The organism is Cupriavidus sp. 291-E7, from assembly GCF_057798835.1.
In genome coordinates, this window is sequence record NZ_JBYOJV010000008.1 from 246,212 (window position 1) to 270,649 (window position 24,438).

The following is a 24,438-nucleotide window of genomic DNA, read 5'->3' on the forward strand; positions in this document are numbered from 1 at the left end:
TCTTACTTAGCTTGGGGGTCTGAATGGCTGTCACCACCGCGTCTCCACGCGTCGACACCTTCAATTACGGTGTTGTGCGGCAATTTGCCGTCATGACCGTAGTCTGGGGGATCGTCGGCATGGCCGTAGGCGTTCTGCTTGCGGCACAACTGATCTGGCCGGATCTGAATTTCAACACGCCGTGGCTGTCGTTCGGCCGACTGCGCCCGTTGCACACCAATGCGGTGATCTTCGCATTTGGCGGCAGCGCGCTGTTTGCCACGTCGTACTACGTGGTGCAGCGTACCTGCCAGGCGCGCCTGTTCTGCGGGCCGCTCGCGGCCTTCACGTTCTGGGGCTGGCAGATCGTCATTGTGGCCGCCGCTATCACGCTGCCGCTAGGCATTACGAGTTCGAAGGAGTATGCCGAGCTTGAATGGCCGATCGACATCCTGATCACGCTGGTCTGGGTGGCCTACGCCATCGTCTTTTTTGGCACGATTGTCAAGCGCAAGACACGGCACATCTATGTCGCCAACTGGTTTTTCGGCGCTTACATCCTGACCATCGCGATCCTGCATATCGTCAACAACATCGAAATGCCGGCGTCGCTCTGGAAGTCCTACTCGGCTTATGCCGGTGTGCAGGACGCCATGATTCAGTGGTGGTACGGCCATAACGCGGTGGGCTTTTTCCTGACCACGAGCTTCCTGGGGATGATGTACTACTTCATTCCGAAGCAGGCCGAGCGTCCGATCTATTCCTACCGCCTGTCGATCGTCCACTTCTGGGCGCTCAACTTCACGTACATGTGGGCCGGCCCTCACCACCTGCAATACACCGCACTGCCTGATTGGGCGCAGTCGCTTGGCATGGTGTTCTCGCTGATCCTGCTCGCGCCGTCGTGGGGCGGCATGATCAACGGCATCATGACCATGTCCGGTGCCTGGCACAAGCTGCGCACGGATCCGATCCTCAAGTTCCTGGTAGTGGCACTGTCGTTCTACGGCATGGCTACGTTCGAAGGCTCGATGATGTCGATCAAGACCGTGAATGCGCTGTCGCACTACACGGACTGGACGATCGGCCACGTGCACTCGGGCGCGCTGGGCTGGGTCGCCATGATTTCGATCGGCTCGCTGTACTACCTGATTCCGCGCCTGTTCGGCGAAAAGCAGATGTACAGCACGCGCCTGATCGAGCTGCATTTCTGGGTGGCGACGATCGGCGTGGTGCTCTATATCGCCTCGATGTGGATCGCCGGCGTGATGGAAGGCCTGATGTGGCGCGCCACGCAGCCTGACGGCACGCTGACCTACGCGTTCGTGGAAGCCGTCAAGGCCAAGTACCCGTTCTACCTGATTCGTCTGCTGGGCGGTCTGTGTTTCCTGGGTGGCATGTTCATCATGGCCTACAACGTGTTCCGCACCATCGCCGGCAAGCCGGCTGTGGATGCGCCGATTCCGGCCAGCCTGCCGGCTTCTGCCCACTGACAAGCCGAGGACGCAAACAATGTCTCAGAATCAAGGTTTCTTCAGGCACGAGACGCTGGAAAAGAATGTCGGCTGGCTGATCATCGCAACCATCATCGTGGTGAGCATCGCTGGTCTGGTGCAGATCGTGCCGCTGTTCTTCCAGCACTCGACGACCCAGCCCGACCCGGGCATCACGCCGTACTCGCCGTTGCGGTTGATGGGGCGTGACATCTATATCCGTGAGGGCTGCGTGGGATGTCACTCGCAGCAGGTGCGTACGCTGCAGGCCGAGACCGAACGCTATGGCCATTTCTCCACGGCCGGCGAGTCGGTGTATGACCATCCGTTCCTGTGGGGTTCCAAGCGTACGGGTCCCGACCTGGCACGTGTGGGCGGTCGTTATTCCGATGACTGGCAGCGTATCCACCTGCGCAACCCGCGCGACGTGGTGCCGGAATCGGTGATGCCGTCGTACCCGTGGCTGGAAAAGACACAGCTGCCAACCGACTCGGTTCAGGCGCGCATGAAGGCGTTGCAGCGCCTGGGGGTGCCGTACACCGAGGATGAAATCGCACGGGCACCGGAGGAACTCGTCGGCAAGACCGAAGAGGACGCAATGGTGGCCTACCTGCAGGGCCTGGGCCTGAACCGTCGCAATGTCCGGCTGGATACCGCCGCCGCGCCTGCCGCCGCAGCGCCCGCGGCCGACGCCGCCGCACCCGCCAAGGAGTGATGACATGGTGATCGTTACCTCTATCGCCACCGTGCTGTCGATGCTCGTGTTCCTGGGCATCTGCTGGTGGGCGTGGTCGGCAGGCCGCCGGGCGGCCAACGAGGAATCGGCGATGCTGCCGTTCGCCTTGCCCGATGAAACCAATAATCCAAGCCGGAATTAGTAACCATGAGCGATTTCATTTCCGATTTCTGGAGCTACTACATCGCGGCCATTGCGCTCATCGGTATCGTCTGGTGTGTGTGGCTGCTGTTCTCCCAGCGCAAGATGCCAAAGGGCGTCAGTACCACTGACGATACCGGGCACGTATGGGATGATGACCTGCGCGAACTGAACAATCCGCTGCCACGCTGGTGGATGTGGATGTTCCTGCTGGCCTGCATCTTCAGCGTGGGGTACCTGATCCTGTATCCGGGGCTGGGTTCGTACGCGGGCGCACTGAAGTTCTCGACGCAGGATGAACTTGCCGCGCACCGGCAGGCTGCCGAGAAGATGCAGCACGAGATCTACGCCAAGTATCTGAAGATGGACGTCAAGCAGGTTGCCGCGGATCCTGATGCCCGTGAGATCGGCCAGCGACTGTTCCTGAACTACTGCGCGCAATGTCATGGCTCCGATGCACGGGGCAGCCGCGGTTTTCCGAACCTGACCGATAACGATTGGCTCTACGGTGGCGACCCGGACACGATCCAGCAGACGATCGCCAAGGGCCGCAACGGCATGATGCCGCCGTTTGCCGGCACCATCGACGCCAAGCAGGCCGGCGACACGGCGCAGTATGTGCGATCGCTGTCGGGACTGGCATACGACCCGATCCGTGCGTCGCGCGGAGAGAGCACGTTCAAGTCGACCTGTGCGGCTTGTCACGGCGCCAGCGGCAAGGGCAATCAGGCACTGGGTGCGCCCAATCTGTCCGACAAGGTCTGGCTGTACGGCAGTTCGGAAGGCTCGATCGTTGACGCCATCCTGAAGGGCCACAACGGCCACATGCCGGCGCATGAGGAAATCCTGACACCTGAGCGCATTCGCATGCTGACGGCTTATGTCTGGGGTCTGTCCAATTCGGCAGCACCGGCAGGGCAATGACAAACCGCTCCCCGGCGCAGTGCGGCGTGCCGCCTGTGCCGGGGGCATGAGGGCTGAACAATGAACGCGCCCCTGGAATCTCCCCCCACAACCCGCGACTCCAATGAGGCCGCGGCCTGGCGGCCTGCGCCGCCGCCCAAGACGGCGGCTGAGGCAACCGAAGAAGCGCTGTACGAAGTCCGGCGCAAGATCTATCCGCGCTCGATCACGGGTGCATTCTCCAGCTGGCGCGTCTGGCTGGTCATCCTCACGCAACTCGTCTACTACGGCACGCCCTGGCTGCAATGGAACGACCGGCAGGCCGTGCTGTTCGATCTCGGTGCCCGGAAGTTCTACATCTTTGGGCTGGTGCTCTGGCCGCAGGATGTGATCTACCTGGCCGTGCTGCTGGTCATCTCGGCGCTTTCGCTATTCCTCTTCACGGCCATTGCGGGTCGGCTGTTCTGCGGCTATGCGTGCCCGCAGACGGTCTATACCGAGATCTTCATGTGGATCGAGCGGCGGGTGGAAGGCGACCGCATCGCACGCATCCGCCTGGATGGCGATCCGTGGAGTCTGCGCAAGCTTCGACTCAAGGCCACCAAGCACACGCTGTGGATTCTGATTGCACTGTGGACGGGCTTCACGTTCATTGGCTACTTCGCGCCGATACGCGAACTCGGTGGCGAGGTTCTGCACTGGACGCTGGGTCCTTGGCAAGCCTTCTGGATGCTGTTCTACGCATTCGCAACATGGGGCAACGCCGGGTTCATGCGCGAGCAGGTTTGCAAGTACATGTGCCCGTACGCGCGCTTCCAAAGCGTGATGGTGGATCGCGATACCTACGTCGTGACCTACGACGTGGGGCGTGGCGAGCCGCGCGGCAGCCGCTCGCGCAAGACCGATCACCAGGCAGCCGGCTTGGGCGATTGCGTGAACTGCAGCATTTGCGTGCAGGTATGCCCGACCGGCATCGATATCCGCGATGGGTTGCAGTATGAGTGCATTGGCTGCGGTGCGTGTATCGACGCCTGTAATCAAGTGATGGACAAGATGGAGTATCCACGTGGACTGATCCGGTACACGTCGGAGAACGCCATGCGCAAGAAGCTGTCGGTCACCGATGCCCGCAAGCGTCTGCTGCGCCCGCGCACCATCGTCTACACCATGATCTGGCTGGCGCTGTGCGCGGGATTCGTTGTGTCGCTGGCCATGCGTACACCGCTGAAGGTCGACATCATTCGTGACCGCGGCGCGCTCGGGCGCGAAGTGGAAGGACGCTGGATCGAGAACGTGTATCGGCTCCAACTGATCAACGCGACTGAGGCGCCGATGAAGATCCGTGTGCAGGCGCAGAGCGACGATCTGAAGGGGCTGACGGTCGAATACGACCATGCCGCCGAAGCGCTGTCGCCTACGTCGAACCGGTTGCTGCCGATCCGGATTCGCGTGCCGATCGATGATGCCGCGCAAGGGACGCACAAGATCGAGGTGACGGTCACTGCCGAGACCGAAGCCGCGCGCGAGGTGAATATCCGGCAAAGCACGAGTTTCATCGTCCCTCGCAATCTGTGATGCTGTCACAGATTGCGAAGAGGGACGGATGCCAATAGGAGAGCGCAATGACCCCACACCCCGCAAAACCCTGGTACAGGGAACCCTGGCCCTGGATCCTGATGAGCGGCCCGCTGTTGGCGATGGTTGGTTGCGGCATTACGATCTGGCTGGCCAACAGCCACGCCGACAAACCGGTTGCAGATGCCGCTCGTCACGGCCTGGTAGTCGAAAAAGTCGGCGCGAGTCGGAGTGAGCCGTCAGCGAGGCGCCCATGAGACTACGCTGGCTGATGTGGGTGTTATGGCCGGCGTTTCTGATGGGCGGTGCGGCCACAGCGGTGGTGTTCTCGGTAGTGGACCCCGGAGATCTCAATTTCTTCGGGCATCCGGTTGAAGCATCGCGGCAAGCGATCTACACCGTGGGTTTCCTGGTGGCGTGGCTGTTCTGTGCGCTATCGAGCGGACTCACGTTGTACACGATGCCGGTGAAGCTCAGCGATACCGATGAACTCGAATAGCAACATTAAACAGAAAGGCCGCACCGGATACGTCCCGGTGCGGCCTTTGTCACGGTGCTCGGTATGAGATGTAGCGCGTGTCAGCAGGAGCGGCTATACACCTGCTTGATGCCTGCCATGTCGACCAGTTTCACATGTCGCTGACGAATCTGGATCAGGCCCGCTTCAGCGAAGCGCGAGAACAGACGGCTGACGGTCTCGAGCTTCAGGCCAAGGTAACTACCGATTTCCTCGCGGCTCATGCGCAGCACGAACTCGGTGGAGGAGTAACCGCGTGCCGAAAGTCGTTCGGACATGTTCACGAGAAAAGCAGCAAGCCGCTCTTCCGCGCGCATCGAGCCAAGCGTGATCAGCATGACCTGGTCTTGCGAGATCTCCTTGCTCATCAGCCGCAGGAACTGGCCCTGCAGAGAAGGCAGGCTGCCCGACAGCGATTGCAGGTCGTCGTAACGCACGACGCAGACTTCGGTGTCTTCCAGCGCGGTGGCGTCGGATGCGTGTTGCATCTCGCCCAGGCCGTCGAGACCGATGACTTCGCCGGGCAAGTGGAAACCGGTGATCTGGGTGCGCCCGTCTTCCATCGTGACGTGCGTCTTCAGTGTGCCAAAGCGAATGGCATAGACCGCGCTGAGCGGTTCGCCCATGCGGTAAAGCGTTTCGCCCTTATGGACACGCACACGTTCCTGAACGAGCGTGTCCATTTTCGCCAGGTCTTGTTGCGACATGCCGACGGGCAGGCAAAGCTGGCCCATTGCACACGTGGAACAACGGGGCGACATCTCGGTGACGGGAATGGAAGTCAACAATTGAAGTGCTCGTTATGAATGCGCTTGCAGCGAGGGCGCGATGCAGGCATTTTACAGTGTCGAGTGACGCAGAAGCGAGGAACAGTTGCCATTTGGTGTGCTTTTAAGCGTTTTTCTTATGGCTTTGCTCGGTGGTATGCATTGCGCTGCCATGTGTGGAGGAATTGCTATTGCTGCGGAGCAAAAACAGCCCCGCACTGTGGCTGTTTTCATACATCGCTCGCCGCGACACTGGTGGGCCGAGCTGTGCGTCATGCATGTTGGCCGCATCACTACGTACATGCTGCTTGGCGCGGCGATGGGAGCGGTGGGCGCGACCGTATGGCGCCAGGAGTATCTGCCGTTGCAGCGATGGCTCTACGCGTTGGGCAGTGTGATGCTGATTGTCACGGGCGCGTGGTTGTTGCGCGGACGCGTGATGCGAGCCGACTGGATCGAACGGCTGGCGTCTCTGGCAGCCGTGCACGTGGTGCAACATGTTCGATCGATGAGTGCTCGCTTGCCGGCGAGCTTGCGGCCGCGTCAACGGGCCATGCCGATGGCGCGCCGCTATGGCATGGGGCTGGCCTGGGGTCTGGTACCGTGCGGGATGGTCTACAGCGCACTCGCTCTGGCGTTGCTGGCCGGCAATGCCACGTCAGGTGCGCTCGTGATGGGTGCCTTCGGACTCGGCACATTACCGAACCTGCTGGTGATCTCGGGCTTGTCCGGATACCTGCGCCAGCTTTCCCGCAAACCGGCCATACGGATGGGCGCAGCCATCGTGGTGATCGGGTTCGGCATGCTGGGCGTGGCCCGTTCGATCTGGCTCCCTGATACGTTGGCGCAACACGGCTTTTGCGTGGTGTTCTGAATCGGCCACAGTGCCGGGTTGCGGGCGGGGCCGGGAATGCCATACAATCCCGAGAACCACGGTATCGCGCCGCACCATGCTTTTTGCGTCGCCGGGCCGCTTCCCTGATCTGGGACGCGTGCCCAGGTTTCCGGTCACTCCGGTGCGCCGGCAACGTCTCTACAGTTCATCCGGTTCAAAAGATCTGGTTAAAAGACCGGCGGCGGTTGGGAAGGTGGCGCCGGCCAGGGCGATGTTGCCCCGAGCCGATACCGTTTTGTTTCTTGCCGTCTTGGCCATCCGGTGGCCCAGGCGAATGTCCGCCCCGAAGGGAGAAGGCGCGACGCAAGAGGTCCGTCGATTGGTGAAACTGGCCAGCCCCGGACGATCTCCTGCCGGACCGACCCGGCAATTCGATGCAAAGAACGAGGTGCACGGCTGCGCTGCGATAGGCATGCGAGTTGGCTGCGCGATGAGATGGCGGGCTTCGGCCTCGCTGTATCTGCAATCTCCAGTGCTCCGGGATTCGTCCGGGAGCAGGTGCAAAGACAGGCTGCACGCAATCACATGAATACCCAAGAGGCGAAGATCGTCCTCGAGACCGCGCTGATCTGTGCGCAGGAGCCGTTGCGCGTTGGCGATCTGCGACGGCTGTTTGCCGACGACGTCGGTGCCGACACCATCCGTGTGCTGCTCGATGAGCTGCGCAAGGACTGGCAGCAGCGCGGGGTCGAGCTCGTGGCATTGGCCAGTGGCTGGCGTTTCCAGAGCCGCCCGGAGATGCGCGAATTCCTGGACCGGTTGAATCCCGAGAAGCCGCCGAAGTACTCGCGCGCCGTCATGGAAACGCTGGCGATCATCGCGTATCGGCAGCCGGTCACGCGTGGCGACATCGAGGAAATCCGTGGCGTGACGGTCAGTACGGACGTGGTGAAAAAGCTCGAGGATCGAAGCTGGATCGAGGTCATTGGCCATCGCGACGTGCCGGGCCGCCCGGCGCTGTATGCGACGACCAAGGCGTTCCTGGACGATCTGGGTTTGCGGTCTCTCGACGAACTGCCGCCGCTCGAAGACGCCCAGGCACAAGCCCAGGCTGCGTTGCTGGACCAGCAGGCCATCGATTTCGAGGAAATTGCCACGGCCAATCCGCCGGCGGGCGATGAAGAGGCGTTCGCCGTATCCGGTGCCGAAGCCATTGCCGCTACTGGAACTGCCCAGCCAGGCGCCGAACCCACCGCGACGGCAGACACGGATGACGCGGCGTCGGTAGCCGGCTCCGCAGAAGAGGTCGATACGATCAACGTCGTCGCCGGCGAAGCCGAGGCTCCTGAGCCAGGCGAGCATGCCGCGAGCGCTGGCCAGATGGTTTCGGAAGATCCGGAATCGCCTGAGGCCGACGACGATAACAGCGATACCAGCGTCGCCCGTAAGCCCGATGAAGACGGGCAGGACGATGCGCCGGTGGCACATGCCAACGGCTACCACGTGGACACCGAGGCTCCGGAAACGGAAGCCGCCGAGCGTACGGACCGGACTGGCGATGTGCCATTCCCGACCGAAGACGACGACGAACGCGTGTCCAACTGAACAACATGCAACATCGATAGTGAATACTTTGTCTGATTCCGCTGAGCAAGACGTCCGCCAGCCGGACGTGCCGGGCGACACCGGCGCAGCCCCTGATTCGGGTAACGACGCCGACGGCGCACCGCGCCGCAAGGGGCTTCGTCGCGGTTTGCGCAATCTGGTGGCTTCACGCCGCCAGGCAGCGCAGGATCGGGATGTAGGCCGTGCCGAGACCGATGCGCCGGTGGCCGCCGAGTCCGGTGAGGGGGCGCAGCCCCCGGCACCGCGAGGCCGTGGCCGCCGCAAGCCCGCCGCAGCTGTGGCCGAGGCCGGTGCCCCGGTCGTGGCGCAGGGCGAGGCTGGTGAAAGCCAGTCAGCGCAGCAACCTGGTCAAGGCCAGCGCAAGCGCCGCCAGCAGCCCCAACGCAAGGCCGCACTGGTCGATGGCGACAGCAAGCCAGCCGCCGAACAGCCCGGCAAGCGCAATCGCAACGGCCAGCAGCGCAAAAACCAGGCGGGCGCCGGTAAGCAGGGTGGTGCTGCGCGCGGCGAGCAACGCCAGGGTGACAGGCCAGGCAAGCAGGGCGGCAAGGCCGCCGCGGCCAAGCCGGCTGCGGGTGCCGAAGATCTGTTTCGCTTTGTGATTTCCGAGCAGTTCGATCAGGAAGAAACGATCGTGCCGCGCACCAAGGCCAAGCCGGTGCGCGAGCTGACGTCCGATGACGATGCGCCGAAGCTGCACAAGGTGCTGGCCGAAGGCGGCCTGGGCTCGCGGCGCGAGATGGAAGAGCTGATTCTGCAGGGGCGTGTGTCCGTCAACGGGCTGCCCGCGCATATCGGTCAGCGGATCCTGCCGGCCGATCAGGTTCGCGTGAACGGCAAGCTGATTCATCGCAAGGTCTCGACCAAGCCGCCGCGTGTGCTGCTGTATCACAAGCCATCCGGTGAAATCGTCAGCCAGTCGGATCCGGAAGGCCGTCCGACCGTGTTCGACAGCCTGCCGCGCATCAAGAACGGCAAGTGGGTGGCCGTGGGTCGCCTCGACTTCAACACCGAAGGTCTGCTGATTTTCACGACGTCTGGCGACATCGCCAACCGCTTCATGCATCCGCGCTATGGCGTGGAGCGTGAGTACGCGGTGCGCACGCTGGGCGAACTGGCGGAAGCCGATCGTCAGGCGCTGCTTCACGGCATTCAGCTCGACGATGGCGAGGCCAACTTCCTGCGCATCGCCGATGGCGGTGGCGAGGGAGTGAACCAGTGGTATCACGTGGCACTGACCGAGGGCCGGAACCGCGAAGTGCGCCGCATGTTCGAGGCCGTGGGCCTGACCGTGTCGCGCCTGATCCGTACCCGATATGGTCAGTTCCTGCTGCCGCGCGGCCTCAAGCGAGGCCGCTGGCAGGAGCTGGAAGCCACCGACGTGCGTAACCTGATGGCGAATATCGGCCTGAAGGCGCCGGCCAAGGCCGAGCAGGGTGGCAGCAAGGGCGCCACCAAGGTGGGTGGCCGCAAGGCACGCACCGAGGCCGCAATTGCGGGCATGCCGATGCACACGGGCATGGACGGTCTGCCGCGCTTTGAAAAGGCCGGCGGGAATCGCGGCGGCGGCAACGCCGGCCGTGGCCAACCCGATCCGATGCAGACCTCGATGGGTTACATCCCGTCCGGTCCCGCACCGCTGACGTCTCATACGACAAAGTTCAGTGGCGGGATGGGCGGTGCCGGTGGCATGCGCGGCGTGGGCGGCGGCAAGAACGCGGGCGGTGGACGCGGCGGCCGTGGCGGCAACGCGGGCAATGCGGGTAACGCGGGTAACGCGGGTAACGCGGGCGGAAACCGGCAGCGCCGAGGCGGCGGCGGTGGAGACGTCAACGGCAATGTGATGCCCAAGGCCGCCAAGGGCGGTGGCGGCAATCGCCGGCCACGCGGCGGTGGTGGTGGCGGCGGCGGCGGTGGCCGCGGCGGTCACCGCTAACAGGGTTGGGTCGATGCCGGGCGTACCGGCGATCGGCCCCGTTCTGGCGCGGATGCTAGCTGGCTTTTGCCTTTTAGGCATAATCCGCGTATAATCCAAGTCTATTCAAAAGTATCATCCTCGGCGAGGATGGGCGAATGATGGGCATTGCGCCCATTTTTTTTTGGTTCGCCCGTTTGTGCTTGCGGCTGGATTGCGTCACCTGGATGACGGATCCGCCCTTGGGGATGATGGGGCAGGCAGGGCTTACAGGCCGTTTCGGAACCTCGATTTCAGAACGTTGTGTTGTCCGGTGTCTGCCAAGGTATTGAAAGCCACTACTCGGGATTACAGTGCATCTGGCAGATTTGATCGAAACCACCCTTAACGGCATGGGCTACGAGTTGGTTGAGCTTGAGCGTGCCCCAGCCGGACTTCTGCGTGTCTACATCGATCAGCCTGAAACCGGCATCGTCATTGAGGATTGCGAAAAAGTCAGCCGACAGCTCACGCACGTGCTGATGGTCGAGAACGTCGACTACGAGCGCCTCGAAGTGTCGTCGCCGGGCCTGGACCGTCCGCTCAAGAAGCTGGCCGACTTTGTGCGTTTTGCGGGTGAAGAAGCCCGCGTCACGCTGCGTCTGCCGGTCAATGGCCAGAAGAATTTCGTCGGCATCCTGCGCGAACCCACGGGTGAGGCCGGTGCCGAGAAGATCGGCCTGGAATTCGAGGGCAAGGATGGCCCGGCACTGCTGGAATTCGCCATACCCGACATCGACAAGGCCCGTCTGGTGCCAGTGATCGATTTCAAGGGAAATCAAAGAAAAGGGAACAAGCAATGAGCCGCGAAGTTCTGTTGCTCGTCGATGCGCTAGCGCGCGAGAAGAACGTCGACAAGGATGTGGTGTTCGGTGCGCTGGAGGCAGCTCTGGCCTCGGCCACCAAGAAGCGTTTCGAGGAAGACGTGGATATCCGCGTCCATATCGACCGTGAATCCGGTGAGCACGAAACGTTCCGCCGCTGGCTTGTCGTCCCTGACGAGCAGGGGCTGCAGGAGCCGGACAAGCAGATCCTGCTGTTCGAAGCACGCGAACAAAGCGTCGACATCCAGCTGGATGACTTCATCGAAGAGCAGATCGAGTCGGTGGAATTTGGCCGTATCGGCGCGCAGGCCGCCAAGCAGGTGATCCTGCAGCGTATCCGCGATGCCGAGCGCGAGCAGATCCTGAACGACTACCTGGATCGCGGCGAGAAGATCATGACCGGCACGGTCAAGCGTGCGGACAAGAAGGGTCTGATCGTCGAGTCGGGCCGCGTGGAAGCACTGCTGGCCCGCGACCAGATCATTCCGAAGGAAAACCTGCGCACCGGCGACCGCGTGCGTGCGTACATCCTGAACGTGGACCGCGCCGCGCGTGGCCCCCAGATCGAACTCTCGCGCACCGCGCCGGACTTCCTGATCAAGCTGTTCGAGAACGAAGTGCCCGAGATGGAACAGGGCCTTCTGGAAATCAAGGCGGCTGCCCGTGACCCGGGTGTGCGCGCCAAGATCGCAGTGGTGGCGCATGACAAGCGCATCGACCCGATCGGCACTTGCGTGGGCGTGCGCGGTACGCGCGTGACCGCGGTGCGTAACGAAATCGGCGGCGAGGCCGTGGACATCGTGCTGTGGTCTGAAGATCCGGCACAGTTCGTGATCGGCGCGCTGGCACCGGCGCAGGTGCAGTCGATCGTGGTCGACGAAGAAAAGCACAGCATGGATGTTGTGGTCGACGAGGAAAACCTCGCCGTGGCCATTGGCCGCAGCGGTCAGAACGTACGCCTGGCGTCGGAGCTGACCGGTTGGCAGATCAACATCATGACGCAGGAAGAATCGGCGCAGAAGCAGGCCGAGGAAAGCGAAGTGGTACGCAAGCTGTTCATGGCCAAGCTGGACGTGGACGAGGAAGTGGCGGACATCCTGATCGACGAAGGCTTCTCCACGCTGGAAGAAGTGGCCTACGTGCCCATCAGCGAAATGATGGAGATCGAGGCGTTCGATGAAGATACCGTCACCGAGCTGCGCAATCGCGCCCGCGATGCGCTGCTGACGATGGAACTGGCCCGGGAAGAAAAGGTTGAAGAGGTGTCGCAGGATCTGCGCTCCCTCGACGGCCTGACCCCGGAGCTGATCGGCAAACTGGCCGAAGGCAATATCCACACGCGTGACGACCTGGCCGAACTGGCCGTGGACGAACTGGTCGAGATGGCCGGCGTGAGTGAGGATGAGGCCAAGGCGCTGATCATGAAGGCACGGGAACATTGGTTTAACTGAGGGACACGTCCGGGCCCCTGTGGCCCGGACGCGCTTTCCGCATACGAATTGTCCCGACGTAGAAACCGAGCATTGAAAGGGTTTGAATGGCAAGCACAACAGTTGCCCAACTGGCCGCAGAACTGAGCCGCAGCCCTGCTGCACTGCTGGAACAATTGCAGGCAGCTGGGGTGGGCAAGGCAAAGCCTGAAGACATCATTACCGAATCGGACAAGACCCGACTGCTGGATTACCTGAAGCGGTCGCATGGTCAGTCCGACGACAGCGCGCGCAAGAAGATTACGTTGACCAAGCGCGAAACGTCCGAGATCCGTCAGTCGGATTCCACCGGCAAGACCCGCACGGTGCAGGTCGAAGTGCGTAAGAAGCGCGTGCTGATCAAGCGCGACGAAGTCGAATCGCACGACGACGGTGCCGACGCTCAAGCTGCGGCAGCCGCCGACGCGGAAGCCGCCGAACAGGCGCGCCGCGACGAGGAGCAGCGCCGTCAGCAGGCCGAGGCCCTGGCACGCCAGGAAGCCGAAGCCCAGGCTGCCCGCGAGGCCGCCGAGCGCGAGGAAGCGGAGCGCCGCGCCAAGCAGGAAGCCCTGGAGGCCGAACAGCGCCGTCAGGCCGAACTGCTGGCCCTGAAGGCGGCGGAAGAGGATGCCGCCGCGCGCGCCGCCACCGAGGCTGCCGAGGAAACCGCACGCCAGAAGGCTGAAGAGGACAAGGCACGTCTGGCCGCCGAGCGCGTACAGGCGCAGAAGAACGCGGATGACGCCAAGGCCGCCGCCGACAAGGCACGCGCCGAGCAAGACAGCGCCAAGGCCGCGGCCGACAAGGCCCGTGCCGAGCAGGACGCTGCCGCCCGTCGTCGCCGTGAGGCTGCCGAAGCCGAAGCCCGCGCGATCCAGCAGATGCTGAACGCGCCGCCGCGTGTGCTGAAGGCGCCGTCGGAACGCAAGGCCGAGGAAAAGAAGGCCGAGCAGACTGGCACGCTGCACAAGCCGGTGAAGCCGGCCGGTGCGACGCCTGAAGCGAAGAAGGACGAAAAGAAGAGCACAACGGCACCTGCCGCCACGACCACCACCACTGCCGACAAGAAGGGCGGCAAGGGTGCCAAGGGCGGTGGCAACTGGCAGGACGACAGCCGTGGCGGCAAGAAGGGTGGCGGTCTGAAGACGCGCGGCGATTCGTCGGGCGGTACTGGTGGCTGGCGCAGTGGCCCGCGTGGCCGCGGTGGCAGGCAGCATGCCGATGACGGCCGCAGCAACTTCCAGGCGCCGACCGAGCCGGTGGTGCGCGAAGTGCACGTCCCCGAGACCGTCTCGGTGGCCGATCTGGCGCACAAGATGGCCGTCAAGGCTTCCGAGGTCATCAAGCAGATGATGAAGCTCGGCCAGATGGTGACGATCAACCAGGTGCTGGACCAGGAAACCGCCATGATCGTGGTGGAAGAAATGGGCCACAAGGCGTTTGCCGCCAAGCTGGACGATCCGGAAGCGCTGCTGGTGACCGATGGTGAAGACCACTCGGACGCAGAGCTGCTGCCGCGTCCGCCGGTGGTGACCGTGATGGGTCACGTCGACCACGGCAAGACCTCGCTGCTGGACTACATCCGCCGCACCAAGGTTGCAGCGGGCGAAGCCGGTGGTATTACGCAGCACATTGGCGCGTACCACGTGGAAACACAGCGTGGCGTGATCACGTTCCTGGACACGCCGGGTCACGAGGCCTTCACGGCCATGCGTGCCCGCGGTGCCAAGGCGACCGACATCGTCATCCTGGTGGTAGCTGCCGACGACGGCGTGATGCCGCAGACCAAGGAAGCGATTGCGCACGCCAAGGCTGCCGGCGTGCCCATCGTGGTGGCGATCACCAAGGTGGACAAGCCTGAAGCCAACCCGGACCGCGTCAAGCAGGAACTGGTGGCCGAACAGGTCTTGCCGGAAGAATACGGCGGCGATTCGCCTTTCGTGCCTGTGTCGGCCAAGAGCGGACAGGGTATCGACGACCTGCTGGAGAACGTGCTGCTGCAGGCCGAAGTGCTGGAACTGCGTGCGCCGGTCGATGCTCCTGCCAAGGGTCTGGTGGTGGAAGCCCAGCTCGACAAGGGCAAGGGTCCGATCGCTACGATCCTGGTGAGCAGCGGTACGCTGAAGCGCGGCGACGTCGTGCTGGCTGGCAGTGCCTATGGCCGCGTGCGCGCCATGCTGGACGAAAACGGCAAGCCGTCGAAGGAAGCTGGTCCGTCGATCCCGGTGGAAATCCAGGGTCTGTCGGAAGTGCCCGCCGCCGGTGAAGAAGTGCTGGTGCTGCCGGATGAGCGCAAGGCACGTGAAATCGCGCTGTTCCGTCAGGGCAAGTTCCGCGACGTGAAGCTGGCCAAGCAGCAGGCGGCCAAGCTGGAAACGATGCTGGAGCAGATGACCGAAGGCGAAGTCCAGACGCTGCCGCTGATCGTGAAGGCCGACGTGCAGGGTTCGCAGGAAGCACTGGTGCAGTCGCTGCAGAAGCTGTCGACCGCCGAAGTGCGCGTGCAGATCGTGCACGGTGGCGTGGGTGGCATCTCGGAATCGGACGTCAACCTGGCAACCGCTTCGAAGGCTGTGATCATCGGCTTCAACGTGCGTGCCGACGCAGGCGCGCGCAAGCTGGCCGAGCACAACGGTATCGACATCCGCTACTACAACATCATTTACGATGCTGTGGACGAGATCAAGGCGGCGATGTCGGGCATGCTGGCGCCGGAAAAGCGCGAGACCACGATCGGTCAGGTGGAAGTCCGTCAGGTCTTCCGCGTGCCGAAGGTGGGTGCGGTGGCCGGCTGTATGGTTACCGACGGCATGGTCAAGCGTACCTCGCTGGTACGCGTGCTGCGCAACAACGTGGTGATCCACGACGGCGAACTGGACTCGCTCAAGCGATTCAAGGACGACGTCAAGGAAGTCAAGCAGGGCTTCGAGTGCGGTTTGTCGATCAAGAACTTCAACGACGTTCAGGAAGGCGACCAGCTCGAGGTGTACGAAATCACCGAGGTGGCGCGTACGCTGTAAGGCGATACGCAAAAACGGCAGGCTCCGGCCTGCCGTTTTTCCATCTACATCGGTAAAGCAAAAAGTTTTGCATGGCCAAGAAAGGCAATATCTCTTCCCGCAATTTGCGCCTCTCCGACCAGATCCAGAAGGAACTGGCCGAGATGATCCAGCGCGAGATCCGTGATCCCCGCCTGGGGCTCGTGACGCTGCAGTCGGTGTCGCTGACGCCGGACTACGCGCACGCCAAGGTGTACTTCACGGTGCTCGGCGCCGAGCCCGAAGTGGCGGCCGGTATCCTCAAGGAAAAGGCTGGCTATCTGCATTCGCTGCTGTTCAAGCGCCTGCATATCCATACCGTGCCGACGCTGCATTTCCATCACGACACGTCGGTGGAACATGCCATCGAAATGTCGAAGCTGATCACGCAAGCGAATTCGACGCGCGCCAAGGACGACGAGTAAATCTCCCGCGTTTCTGCGAGCCGGCCCTGTGCCGGCGCCGCAATCCTCTTCTTTCCCGCAATGACCGAATCCCAAGCCAACCGTCCGCCCCGGCTGCCGCGTCGTGACGTGCATGGCGTGCTGCTGCTCGACAAGCCGCTGGGCCTGTCGTCCAACGATGCGCTGGTGCGCGCCAAGCGTCTGCTGCGTGCGAACAAGGCCGGTCATACCGGCACGCTCGATCCGCTGGCCACTGGCTTGTTGCCGCTGTGTTTTGGCGAAGCCACCAAGTTCTCGCAGGACCTGCTCGACGCCGACAAGACCTACGAGGCCGCGGTGCGCCTGGGCGTCACCACGACAACCGGCGACGTGGAAGGTGACATCGTCAGCGAACGCCCGGTGACGTGCGACCGCGCTGCACTCGATACGGCCATCGTGCGCTATACGGGCGAAATCGAGCAGGTGCCGCCGATGTACTCGGCGCTGAAGAAGGATGGCAAGCCGCTCTATGAGTATGCGCGGGCCGGGCAGACCGTGGAGCGCGCGGCCCGGCAGGTGACGATCCATGCGATCACGCTGCTCGATGTCGACTTGGAAAATGCTCGCTTTACGATGCGCGTGACCTGCAGCAAGGGCACGTACATTCGTACGTTGGCTGAGGATATTGGCGAGGCACTGGGTTGCGGCGCGCACCTGACCGGCCTGCGCCGCACCGGTGTGGGCGATCTGACGCTTGACGGCGCCGTCACGCTGGAGCAGATCGACGCACAGCCCGACGAGGTCCGGCCCACGTTGCTGGCGCCGGTGGATGCGCTGCTGCAGCGTTGTCCGCCCGTGCATCTCGATGCCGCGGCAGCCGGCCGCTTTCTGCAGGGACAACGTATCGCGCGGCGCGATCTGCCCGAAGGCCCGGTGCCCGAGGAGGGCGTGCTGGCGCGTGTCTATGCGGACGGAAAGTTGATGGGCGTGGCGCGAATGAAGGAAGGCGCGCTGCGGCCCGAAAGACTCGTAAAACTCTAAGTAGCGTTGCTATGCGCTCCCCCTTCCCGCCACGCGGGAGAGGGGAGTCAGACCGGTAGTGGCTCAGTGCGCTCCGGCCGCATCGGCGCCACCGCCACCCTTGGCGCGCTTGGTCAGCCACACAAACACGATCAGCACGAAGAACAGCACGCCCGAGATCCAGAAGATGTCGTTGGCGCCCAGCATCGATGCCTGCAGCGAAATGTTTCGCTCGATAAGTCCGATCGCCTGCATCTTCGACATCCCCATTTCCATCAGATGGTCCAGTTGCGCCTGATAGGTCGGGTTGTATGGGCTGATCTGTTCCACCAGCTGGGCATGATGCATTGCCGAGCGGTTTTCCCAGATCGTGGTCGAGATCGAGGCACCGATCGCGCCGAACGTGATCCGCACGAAATTCGACAGACCTGAAGCCGCTGGAATCTTCTCGGGCGGCTGGCCGGACAGGATGATCGACGTCAGCGGGATGAAGAACATCGCCATTGCCGCGCCCTGAATCAGCGTCGGAATCACCAGCGCGCGTGTATCCACACCCGTCGTGAAGCCGGCACGCATAAAGCTGACCGCGCCAAACGTGATGAATGCGGTGGTGGCCACCCAGCGCGCATCGATCTTCGGCAGCACGCGGCCAATGATGGGCGACAGGATGATCGCGAAGATACCCACGGGGGCGGTCACCAGGCCGGCATCGGTAGCGGTGTAGCCGACGATGGTCTGCAGCCATAAGGGCAGGATCACGAGATTGCCGAAGAACAACCCATAGGCCACTGAGATCGCTACCACGCCCGCCGCGAAATTGCGGCCCTTGAACAGGTGGATATCGACGATCGGGTGCTTCTCGTAAAGCTCCCACGCCAGGAAGAACAGGAAGCCGACGATGGCGATCACTGTCAACGCCACGATCACGCCCGAATGGAACCAGTCCAGCTCCTTGCCCTTGTCGAGCATCAGCTGCATCGAGCCCACCCAGATCACGAGCAAAGCCAGGCCGATGCGGTCGATCGGCAGCACCTTGGTTGGCGTTTCACGATCGCGATAGATGGCCCAGGTGACGTAAGCCGTGAGGATGCCGATCGGCACGTTGATATAGAAGATCCACGGCCACGTCATGTTGTCGGAGATCCAGCCACCGAGCAGCGGCCCCATGATTGGCGCCACGAGCGTAGTCATGCCCCATAGCGCCAACGCCATCGAACTCTTGGCGGGAGGGTAGCTGGCCAGCAGCAGCGCCTGCGACAACGGAATCATCGGGCCGGCGACGGCGCCTTGCAGCACCCGTGCGGCCAGCAGCGTTTCCAGGTTCGGTGCCACGCCGCAGAGCCAGGACGACACCACGAACAGCAGGATCGACAAAACGAACAGGCGCACGGCGCCAAAGCGCGTGGTCAGCCAGCCGGTCAGCGGCACCGAGATGGCGTTGGCCACCGCGAATGACGTGATGACCCACGTGCCCTGGTTCGGCGACACACCGAGGTCGCCCGAGATAGCCGGGATCGACACATTGGCAATCGACGAGTCGAGCACGTTCATGAACGTGGCCAGCGACAGCGCAATGGTGCCCAGTATCAGCTTGCCGCCCGTAAGCGGCGGATGCGCGGCGGGGCGCGCGGGGGCCGGCTTCGGAGCCGGGGCCGCGCCAGCGCCCGGCGTTGCGGTGGTGGTATTAGCCATGTGGGCAGTCAGCCAGTCAAGCGGGGTCGGATCAGGTGTTAGCCGGCTTGCCCGGCTTGGCTGGCGCGGTACGCGCCGCGCTGGCGGCGTTCGGCGTGCCGGCCGGCGCCTGCGTGCGGCCGCCGTTGTTGACGGCGATGATGCGGGCGATCAGCTCGTCGGCGTCCTGTGCCACCTTGTCATACACATCGGTCTGCAACGGCTTGGCCGACTTGGCGGTTACCAGCGAGGCGCCTTCTTCCTTGCGCACATCGACCGTCACGTTCATCGACAGGCCCACACGCAGCGGATGGTCCTTGAGTTGTTGCGGGTCCAGTGCGATACGTACCGGCAGGCGTTGCACCACCTTGATCCAGTTACCCGTGGCGTTCTGGGCGGGCAGCAGCGAAAACGCGGCGCCAGTGCCGGCCGAAAAGCCTTCCACATGGCCCGTGTACTTGACCTTGGAACCATAGACGTCGGCTTCCAGCTCAACCGGCTGGCCGATCCGCATATGCGTGATCTGCACTTCCTTGAAGTTGGCGTCGACCCAGACCTGATCCAGCGGCACCACGGCCATCAGCGGTGTGCCGGGAGCTACCCGCTGTCCCACCTGCACCGAACGCTTTGCCACATAGCCCGTGACCGGTGCCGGCATGGTCGAGCGCGCGAACGCCAGGTAGGCCGAGCGCAGGTTGGCTGCGGCGCGCTGCACGCTCGGGTGCTTTTCCACCGTGGTCTGGTCGGTCAGCACCTGGTTCGATGCCAGTTGTTCCCTGGCTGCCACCAGCGCCGATTCGGCCGCCTTGAGTGCCGTCTGCGCGTGGGCGATTTCTTCGCTCGATACCGCGCCCGAACCGGCGATGGCCTGGCGGCGCCGCAGATCGTCGCGTGCCTTGGCCACGTCGGCATCGCGCAGTGCTACCTGTGCGGACAGCGAGCCATTGTTCACATACAGCGTGCGTACCTCGCGCACGGCCTGTGCGAGTTGTGCCTCGGCCTGTTCCATCGCAACCTGCGTGTCGGCGCGGTCAAGCTGGATCAGGGGCTGGCCAGCCGTCACGAGCTGCGTGTCGTCGGCGGCGATCGACACCACGGTGCCGGCCACCAGCGGTGTCACTTGCACCACGTTGCCGGCCACATAGGCGTCGTCGGTGTTTTCAAAGTGGCGCGCGTAGAGGCCCCAGTAGAGGCCATAGCCAACGCCGGCCACCACGACCGCGGCCGTCAGCGATACCAGCAGGCGTTTGCGCTTGCCGTTGTTTTCAGCCGCGGGGGCTGCTTGCGGATTGGTGCTCATGGTCGAATCCCTCGAATCTTGTGCGATTTCTCGTCGTGTTCTGTGTGTGCCCGGCGATCAGCCTCGGGCGGCCGGGGCGGTCCCGGTCTGGCTGGCAGCGCCATGCGTGGCGGTGTCGGGTTCCTGATAGCCTCCGCCAAGCGTCTTCATCAGTCCCATCTGCAGATCGAGCCGGCGCGCCTGCAGATCGGTTGCCAGACGCCGCTGCTGAAGGACGTTGCTTTCCGCGTTCAGCACGGTGAGCTGCGTGCCCAGGCCGGCCTTGTAGCGGGTGGTGGCCAGCGAATAGGCGTGCTCGGCCAGGTCGAGCGCTTCGCGCTGCGTCTGGATCTGCTGGTCGACGCTGCGAATGCTGATGACGATGTCGGCGGTTTCGCGCAGCGCATCGACCAGTGTCTGGTTGTAGCTGGCCGCGGCGATGTCGTACTGCGCGTACTTGCCCTTGAGGTTGGCGCGCAGGCGGCCGCCTTCGAATATCGGCAACTTCAGCGTGGGTCCGAAACCGAATGTGCGGCTCATGCCCATCAGCAGGTTGGACGGATCGAGCGAGGCGAATCCGGCAAAGGCGTTGAGCGTGACGTCGGGCAGGAATTCCTTCTTTGCCACGCTGATGTCCTTCGATGCCGCCTCCACGCGCCAGCGTGCCGCAACCAGGTCCGGGCGGCGGGCGATCAGTCCGATGGTCAGGTCATCGGGCAACGTGGGGGTGGCATTGGCCAGTAGCGTCGGCTTGGCGATCTGCAGGCCGCGATCGGGGCCCTTGCCCAGCAGCGCGGCGATCTGGTTGCGCGCCAGCGCGATTTCCTCGTCCACGCGTTGCAGGTCGGTCTGGGCAGCGGCTACCGTGCCGCGTGCCTGCGTGGTTTCCACCTGGGTGTCCAGGCCGGCGGCCAGGCGCTGGCGCGACAGGTCCGTCAGGTCGCGGCGCTGGGCGATGGCGCGCTCGGCCACATCGCGTTGCGCGTAGAGCGCGGCCAACCGGTTGTAGCCGCGTGCGACCGACGTGGTCAGCAGCAGTCGTGATGCCTGGCTTTCGGCTTCAATCGCGCGGTCATCGGACAGCGCGGCCTCCAGTGCATCGCGGTTCTTGCCCCAGAAGTCCAGATCCCACGCGAAGCCTAGCTGCAGGCGCGACTGGTTCTGCCAGGAGCCGGCCAGCGGCGTGCCTTCGAACAGATCGGTTTCCGAAAAACGCTGGCGTACGATGCTGCCCTCGAAATTCACTCCTGGATAGAGTGCGGCGCGGGTAGCGTCGGCCATCGCGCGCGATGCGGCCAGGCGGGCAAAGGCCACTTGCAGGCTCGGATTGCCCTGAATGGCTTCGTCTACCAGTGCGCGCAATTGCGGGTCATGGAACTGGTCGACCCAGTCTTGCGTAGGCCACTGACCATGCTCGTTAGTGAACGTTTGCGACGAAGCCAGCGTGCCGGCATCGGCCACGGTTTGCGTGCTGTGCGAATTGCCCAGCGCCGCGCAGCCAGCCAGCACGGCGGCAGCCAGCACCGTCAGCGCCAGGCTGCCGGCCCGGCGTAGCTGGCTCGCGCGGACGACGCGATGGGTTTGCGAGAGATCGGTTGTCATAGGGTGTGAACTGTGACGCGGTCAGGCGATTTCAGGAATGGCGCATCTGACTTTTGGAATACTTGTTCGGTGTGCAGAGGCGCGGGTCCTATCCGGTGTTGCGATCGAACGGGCAGCCAGCCTGGCCGGCGCTGCCGTTATTGGCAATGACACGCAGCAGCATGCCCCGCAGGACTTCGATCTCGTCGTGCGAAAAACCGACGAAATGGCGGCGCATGACGTTGCAGAACGCGGCCGGCAGCTTTTCGACCATCGCATCGCCTTCGGCGGTGATCGACAGGTCCACCACGCGGCGGTCGTCGTCACGGCGGGTGCGGGCGATCAGGCCGCGCTTTTCCATCCGGCTCAGCAGGCGAGTGACCGAGCCGGCATCGGTATTCAGGTTGCGGGCCAGGTCGGTGACCGTCGTGGCTTCGCCCTTCGCCAGCATCATCAGGCAACTGGCCTGAGCGTGCGTCATGTCGAGGCGGCTGACTTCCTGTTCCACGCCTTGCGACAGTGTGTTCTTGGCGCGCGCCAACAGGTAGCCGACGCTCTTGCCGATTTCATAGTCGGCCGGATCGAATAAATCGGTGGGTGAATCGATGGGTGCTGTAGACGTCATCTCTTGTCACTGCAATCTTTGTCTGGGCAAATATAAGCATGTAAGAAGTGATGCACAAGCGCGGAAATTCGTTATTGCGAAAACGGCAACAACTATCCTGGTCTATGCTGAACAGCGACAGAGTGTTCTGCGCTGCAACATGCTAGAATGTCGGGTTAATTTTTTCCGATAGCTCCGCCTTCAGGGGACGCCGAATGACCCGCGCCATCCGTAATATCGCCATCATCGCTCACGTCGATCATGGCAAGACCACCCTGGTCGATCAACTCCTGCGCCAAGCAGGCACCTTCCGCGAAAACCAGCAAGTCGCCGAACGGGTGATGGACTCGAACGACCTGGAAAAGGAACGCGGGATCACGATCCTCGCGAAAAACTGTGCCGTCGAATACAACGGCACGCACATCAATATCGTCGATACCCCGGGTCACGCCGACTTCGGTGGTGAAGTGGAGCGCGTGCTGTCGATGGTCGACGGCGTGCTGCTGCTGGTGGATGCCGTGGAAGGCCCGATGCCGCAAACGCGTTTCGTGACGCGCAAGGCACTGGCCCTGGGCCTGAAGCCGATCGTCGTGATCAACAAGATCGACCGCCCGGGCGCACGTCCGGACTGGGTGATCAACCAGACCTTCGATCTGTTCGACAAGCTCGGCGCCAACGACGAGCAGCTGGACTTCTCCGTGATCTACGCCTCGGGCCTGAACGGCTACGCCGGCATGACCGAAGACGTGCGCGACGGCGACATGAAGCCGCTGTTCGAAACCGTGCTGGCCAAGGTGCCGGTGCGTAACGACGACCCGAATGGTCCGCTGCAGATGCAGATCATCTCGCTGGACTACTCGAGCTACGTCGGCAAGATCGGCGTGGGCCGCATCTCGCGTGGCCGTGCAAAGCCGCTGCAGGACGTGGTGGTCAAGTTCGGTCCGGAAGGCAACCCGATCAAGGGCCGTATCAATCAGGTGCTGAAGTTCAGCGGCCTGGAGCGCGAGATCGTGGCCGAAGCGGAAGCCGGCGACATCGTGCTGATCAACGGTATCGAGGAACTGGGCATTGGCTGCACCGTGTGCGCCCCGGAAGCCCAGGACGCGCTGCCGATGCTGAAGGTTGACGAGCCGACGCTGACGATGAACTTCTGCGTCAACACGTCGCCGCTGGCCGGCCGTGAAGGCAAGTTCGTGACCAGCCGCCAGCTGCGCGAGCGCCTGGACCGCGAACTGAAGTCGAACGTGGCACTGCGCGTGGCAGAGACCGGCGACGACACGATTTTCGAAGTATCGGGCCGTGGCGAACTGCACCTGACCATTCTGCTGGAAAACATGCGCCGCGAAGGCTACGAGCTGGCCGTGTCGCGTCCGCGCGTGGTGTTCAAGGAAATCGACGGCGTCAGGAACGAGCCGTACGAACTGCTGACCGTGGACGTCGAAGACGGCCACCAGGGTTCGGTGATGGAAGAACTGGGCCGCCGCAAGGGCGAACTGCTGGACATGGCATCGGACGGCAAGGGCCGCACCCGCCTGGAATACCGCATTCCGGCACGTGGCCTGATCGGCTTCCAGGGTGAATTCCTGACGCTGACGCGCGGTACCGGCCTGATCAGCCACATCTTCGACGACTACGCGCCCGTGCGCGAAGGCGGCCTGGGTGATCGCCACAACGGCGTGCTGATCTCGCAGGACGACGGCGACGCCGTGGCCTACGCACTGTGGAAGCTGCAGGACCGCGGCCGCATGTTCGTGAAGCCGGGCGACGCGCTGTACGAAGGCATGATCATCGGTATCCACAGCCGCGATAACGACCTGGTCGTGAACCCGATCAAGGGCAAGCAGCTGACCAACGTGCGCGCGTCGGGTACCGACGAAGCCGTGCGCCTGGTGCCGCCGATCCAGATGTCGCTCGAATACGCGGTGGAATTCATCGCCGACGACGAACTGGTGGAAATCACGCCGAAGAGCATCCGTCTGCGCAAGCGCCATCTGAAGGAGCACGAGCGCAAGCGTGCTTCGCGCGACGCAAACTGATTTCCGG

General features: G+C 63.3%; 21 protein-coding genes. 16 read left to right on the forward strand and 5 right to left on the reverse strand.

Annotation, left to right across the window (positions count from 1 at the left end):
* The first annotated feature begins 23 nt into the window (after window positions 1-23).
* From ccoN to AC3FLX_RS16455, 7 genes are read left to right on the forward strand one after another with little or no spacing between them, the layout of a single operon-like run.
* A complete protein-coding gene (ccoN, locus tag AC3FLX_RS16425) occupies window positions 24-1,472 on the forward strand; it encodes a cytochrome-c oxidase, cbb3-type subunit I (protein ID WP_488698219.1) in 1,449 nt (482 codons plus the stop codon).
* A gap of 19 nt (window positions 1,473-1,491) precedes the next feature.
* Window positions 1,492-2,187, forward strand: a complete 696-nt coding sequence (gene ccoO, locus AC3FLX_RS16430; protein ID WP_488698221.1) for a cytochrome-c oxidase, cbb3-type subunit II — start codon at window positions 1,492-1,494, stop codon at window positions 2,185-2,187.
* 4 nt (window positions 2,188-2,191) lie between these two features.
* A complete protein-coding gene (locus AC3FLX_RS16435; protein ID WP_488698223.1) occupies window positions 2,192-2,350 on the forward strand; it encodes a cbb3-type cytochrome oxidase subunit 3 in 159 nt (52 codons plus the stop codon).
* 5 nt (window positions 2,351-2,355) lie between these two features.
* Complete coding sequence (gene ccoP, locus AC3FLX_RS16440) at window positions 2,356-3,273, forward strand: cytochrome-c oxidase, cbb3-type subunit III (protein ID WP_488698225.1); 918 nt, start codon at window positions 2,356-2,358, stop codon at window positions 3,271-3,273.
* A gap of 60 nt (window positions 3,274-3,333) precedes the next feature.
* Window positions 3,334-4,827 (forward strand): cytochrome c oxidase accessory protein CcoG, encoded by a 1,494-nt coding sequence (gene ccoG, locus AC3FLX_RS16445; protein WP_488698226.1) that lies wholly within the window; start codon window positions 3,334-3,336, stop codon window positions 4,825-4,827.
* A 47-nt stretch (window positions 4,828-4,874) separates the two neighbouring features.
* Window positions 4,875-5,084: a hypothetical protein gene (locus AC3FLX_RS16450; protein WP_488698227.1), complete on the forward strand. Its 210-nt coding sequence runs from the start codon at window positions 4,875-4,877 to the stop codon at window positions 5,082-5,084.
* Complete coding sequence (locus tag AC3FLX_RS16455) at window positions 5,081-5,326, forward strand: hypothetical protein (protein WP_066733653.1); 246 nt, start codon at window positions 5,081-5,083, stop codon at window positions 5,324-5,326. Before AC3FLX_RS16450 ends, AC3FLX_RS16455 begins: the two co-directional genes overlap by 4 nt.
* A gap of 80 nt (window positions 5,327-5,406) precedes the next feature.
* Here the strand turns inward: AC3FLX_RS16455 and fnr are convergent, their stop codons facing one another.
* On the reverse strand, window positions 5,407-6,132 hold the full coding sequence (fnr, locus tag AC3FLX_RS16460) for a fumarate/nitrate reduction transcriptional regulator Fnr (RefSeq protein WP_488698228.1): 726 nt from the start codon (window positions 6,130-6,132) through the stop codon (window positions 5,407-5,409).
* 85 nt (window positions 6,133-6,217) lie between these two features.
* Between fnr and AC3FLX_RS16465 the strand changes: the two genes are divergently transcribed.
* The 8 genes from AC3FLX_RS16465 to truB all read left to right on the forward strand — a co-directional run bounded on the left by AC3FLX_RS16465 (window position 6,218) and on the right by truB (window position 17,281).
* Window positions 6,218-6,985 (forward strand): sulfite exporter TauE/SafE family protein, encoded by a 768-nt coding sequence (locus AC3FLX_RS16465; RefSeq protein ID WP_488698229.1) that lies wholly within the window; start codon window positions 6,218-6,220, stop codon window positions 6,983-6,985.
* A 546-nt stretch (window positions 6,986-7,531) separates the two neighbouring features.
* Entirely contained in the window at window positions 7,532-8,551 is a 1,020-nt protein-coding gene (scpB, locus tag AC3FLX_RS16470) for an SMC-Scp complex subunit ScpB (protein ID WP_488698231.1), read from the forward strand.
* A gap of 28 nt (window positions 8,552-8,579) precedes the next feature.
* Entirely contained in the window at window positions 8,580-10,508 is a 1,929-nt protein-coding gene (gene rluB, locus AC3FLX_RS16475; protein ID WP_488698232.1) for a 23S rRNA pseudouridine(2605) synthase RluB, read from the forward strand.
* Window positions 10,509-10,840: 332 nt separating this feature from the next.
* Window positions 10,841-11,329, forward strand: a complete 489-nt coding sequence (gene rimP / locus AC3FLX_RS16480; protein WP_488698234.1) for a ribosome maturation factor RimP — start codon at window positions 10,841-10,843, stop codon at window positions 11,327-11,329.
* Window positions 11,326-12,801: a transcription termination factor NusA gene (nusA, locus tag AC3FLX_RS16485; protein ID WP_488698236.1), complete on the forward strand. Its 1,476-nt coding sequence runs from the start codon at window positions 11,326-11,328 to the stop codon at window positions 12,799-12,801. The genes rimP and nusA overlap by 4 nt, the downstream gene beginning before the upstream one ends.
* A gap of 86 nt (window positions 12,802-12,887) precedes the next feature.
* Entirely contained in the window at window positions 12,888-15,839 is a 2,952-nt protein-coding gene (infB, locus tag AC3FLX_RS16490; RefSeq protein WP_488698238.1) for a translation initiation factor IF-2, read from the forward strand.
* A gap of 71 nt (window positions 15,840-15,910) precedes the next feature.
* Entirely contained in the window at window positions 15,911-16,282 is a 372-nt protein-coding gene (gene rbfA, locus AC3FLX_RS16495) for a 30S ribosome-binding factor RbfA (protein ID WP_488698239.1), read from the forward strand.
* Between the two features lie 60 nt (window positions 16,283-16,342).
* Entirely contained in the window at window positions 16,343-17,281 is a 939-nt protein-coding gene (gene truB / locus AC3FLX_RS16500) for a tRNA pseudouridine(55) synthase TruB (RefSeq protein WP_488698240.1), read from the forward strand.
* A gap of 63 nt (window positions 17,282-17,344) precedes the next feature.
* Here the strand turns inward: truB and AC3FLX_RS16505 are convergent, their stop codons facing one another.
* From AC3FLX_RS16505 to AC3FLX_RS16520, 4 genes are all read right to left on the reverse strand, one after another.
* Entirely contained in the window at window positions 17,345-18,952 is a 1,608-nt protein-coding gene (locus tag AC3FLX_RS16505) for a DHA2 family efflux MFS transporter permease subunit (protein ID WP_488698242.1), read from the reverse strand.
* Between the two features lie 31 nt (window positions 18,953-18,983).
* Window positions 18,984-20,231: an EmrA/EmrK family multidrug efflux transporter periplasmic adaptor subunit gene (locus AC3FLX_RS16510; RefSeq protein WP_488698244.1), complete on the reverse strand. Its 1,248-nt coding sequence runs from the start codon at window positions 20,229-20,231 to the stop codon at window positions 18,984-18,986.
* Window positions 20,232-20,288: 57 nt separating this feature from the next.
* Entirely contained in the window at window positions 20,289-21,812 is a 1,524-nt protein-coding gene (locus AC3FLX_RS16515) for an AdeC/AdeK/OprM family multidrug efflux complex outer membrane factor (RefSeq protein WP_488698245.1), read from the reverse strand.
* 88 nt (window positions 21,813-21,900) lie between these two features.
* Window positions 21,901-22,416 carry a MarR family winged helix-turn-helix transcriptional regulator gene (locus tag AC3FLX_RS16520; protein ID WP_488698247.1) on the reverse strand — a complete coding sequence of 172 codons (516 nt, stop codon included), beginning with the start codon at window positions 22,414-22,416 and terminating at the stop codon, window positions 21,901-21,903.
* 194 nt (window positions 22,417-22,610) lie between these two features.
* Between AC3FLX_RS16520 and typA the strand changes: the two genes are divergently transcribed.
* On the forward strand, window positions 22,611-24,431 hold the full coding sequence (gene typA / locus AC3FLX_RS16525) for a translational GTPase TypA (protein WP_488698249.1): 1,821 nt from the start codon (window positions 22,611-22,613) through the stop codon (window positions 24,429-24,431).
* The last annotated feature ends 7 nt before the right edge of the window (window positions 24,432-24,438 follow it).